The organism is Shewanella sp. 10N.261.52.F9, assembly GCF_041471165.1.
Classification (GTDB): Bacteria; Pseudomonadota; Gammaproteobacteria; order Enterobacterales; family Shewanellaceae; genus Shewanella; species Shewanella marinintestina.
Genome location: NZ_JBFRNX010000049.1, coordinates 1,663 through 3,913, shown reverse-complemented (window position 1 = coordinate 3,913; position 2,251 = coordinate 1,663). Strand labels below are relative to the sequence as shown.

1 protein-coding gene and 2 tRNA genes are annotated in these 2,251 nt (G+C 42.6%); all 3 read right to left on the bottom strand.

Going from position 1 to position 2,251, the window contains the following annotated elements; genetic code table 11:
- Positions 1 to 15 precede the first annotated feature (15 nt).
- Positions 16 to 91 (bottom strand) — tRNA-Glu (locus AB4298_RS21185).
- Positions 92 to 171: 80 nt separating this feature from the next.
- Positions 172 to 247, bottom strand: a tRNA-Ala gene (locus AB4298_RS21180).
- A gap of 104 nt (positions 248 to 351) precedes the next feature.
- Complete coding sequence (gltX, locus tag AB4298_RS21175; protein ID WP_220783507.1) at positions 352 to 1,761, bottom strand: glutamate--tRNA ligase; 1,410 nt, start codon at positions 1,759 to 1,761, stop codon at positions 352 to 354.
- Positions 1,762 to 2,251 lie beyond the last annotated feature (490 nt).

Here is a 2,251-nt window from a genome sequence, read left to right as displayed (position 1 = left end):
AACGCTTTAAATAAGTGGTATCCCCAAGGGGATTCGAACCCCTGTTACCGCCGTGAAAGGGCGGTGTCCTAGGCCTCTAGACGATGGGGACCCGGACTGCATTAGACTCTGCAAAGAGTGAATACTCATCAAGTTCTGTAGGCTAAAACTCAACGCTTTAAATAAGTTAGATGGTGGAGCCTAGCGGGATCGAACCGCTGACCTCAACACTGCCAGTGTTGCGCTCTCCCAGCTGAGCTAAGGCCCCTCACTAACTAAATCACTTTTGAGTGCACCGCGAACTATTCGTTGGCTGTGTCTCAACTGCGTGGCGCATTCTATGCAGCGCACCCAAAAGAGTCAACCCGTTTTTTACGAATTTATTCTATTTGCTACAAATTCAATCGCTTTGGAGATTCTTTGCTCTGTACGGGCCTTTCCAACCAAGAATATGGTTAGATCAACAGCAGGAGACATACCTGCGCCTGTTACAGCTACACGTAATGGCATCCCCACTTTACCCATGCCGACTTCTAATTCAGCAGCAGTATCTTCAATTGCTTGATGAATAGCTTCTAAAGTCCACTCATTTAGCCCAGCTAATTTAGTTTGGAATAACTGCAGTGGCTCTAGTGCAACACCTCTTAAGTGTTTCTTAGCTGCTGTTTCGTCAAACTCTGCGAAATCTTCAAAGAAGTAACGGCTAGAAGCTGCAAGTTCTTTTAGTGTCTTTGCACGTTCTGATAATGCAGAAACAACTTCAGATAGTTTTGGACCATTACTTGTATCAATGTTTTGATCAGCCATGTGCCATTCAAGATGTGAAGCCACATATTCTGGATCAGATTCTTTAATATAGTGCTGGTTTAACCAAATCAGCTTATCTGTATTAAAAGCAGAAGCGGCTTTGTTGATATCATCAAGACTAAAGAATTGCTTCATCTCATCAATAGAGAACACTTCTTGATCACCATGAGACCAACCTAAACGCACTAAATAGTTAAGTAGTGCTTCAGGTAAGTAACCATCATCGCGGTACTGCATAACACCAACAGCGCCATGACGCTTAGAAAGCTTAGCGCCATCATCACCTAAAATCATCGATACATGAGCATACTCAGGTACTGGTGCACCTAATGCTTTAAGAATATTGATCTGGCGTGGTGTATTGTTGATATGGTCTTCACCACGAACAACACAGGTGATCCCCATATCCCAATCGTCAACAACTACACAGAAGTTATAAGTAGGAGTACCTTCAGTACGAGCGATGATCAAATCATCTAGTGTATTGTTTGCAAATTCAATGCGGCCACGTACGTGATCGTCAAATACAACGCTACCTTCTGTTGGGTTTTTGAAACGCACAACAAATGGCTCATCAGTATCACGTGGTGCTTTATCACGACAACAACCATCATACTTTTGTTGTTCGCCATTAGCAGCTTGCTCTTCACGCATTGTCTCAATACGCTCACGGCTACAGTAACACTTATATGCAGTGCCCTGCTCTAACATCTGTGCAATGATTTCGTTGTAACGATCAAAACGCTTGGTCTGATAGTAAGGACCTTCATCCCAATTCAGGTTAAGCCATTCCATACCTTCTAAAATTGCTGCGCACGCTTCTGGAGTTGAACGCTCAAGATCGGTATCTTCGATACGTAACACAAACTCACCTTGGTTTGCGCGTGCATATAACCATGAATAAAGTGCTGTACGAGCACCACCAACGTGCAAAAAGCCGGTAGGGCTTGGAGCAAAACGCGTCTTAACTGTCATAATGGACATTGACCTATGTAGAAAGCCTAAATAATAGACTGTACTAATGAATGTGGCGCATATTCTAACAGCCAAAAGAGCTAGGGAAAATAGATCTACTGTTTTATGGTGCATTTTGTGGCATAAACCAGTGCATCAAACACTCAATTACCACCTCAGCACTACTCTCAAACCATCACTTGTATTATCTCTTGATACGCCCTTTCACAATAAAAGTATCAACAGAAGGTAATTCTCAAGCCACACTAACCTGCTTATATAAAGGCAACCAATAACAAGCTGGGCGTTTAACGAACATGAGCTATGGTTCAGAGTGAATCTGTTTGCGATGTAGTAATACGTTATAACAGCATATGGGTCCTCATCATTGATCTAAAACAGATACACTTCTATATAGGTACTCTACTACCCTCTCAAATAACACCGCCAGCATTTTAACGATGAGTGATAACTCTATTACTGCATTTTTCATTGCTCGTTGCTCGTTGCT

Bases quoted from the DNA above. Each gene is read 5' to 3' on its own strand.
- gltX (WP_220783507.1), bottom strand. From the start codon at position 1,761: ATGACAGTTAAGACGCGTTTTGCTCCAAGCCCTACCGGCTTTTTGCAC.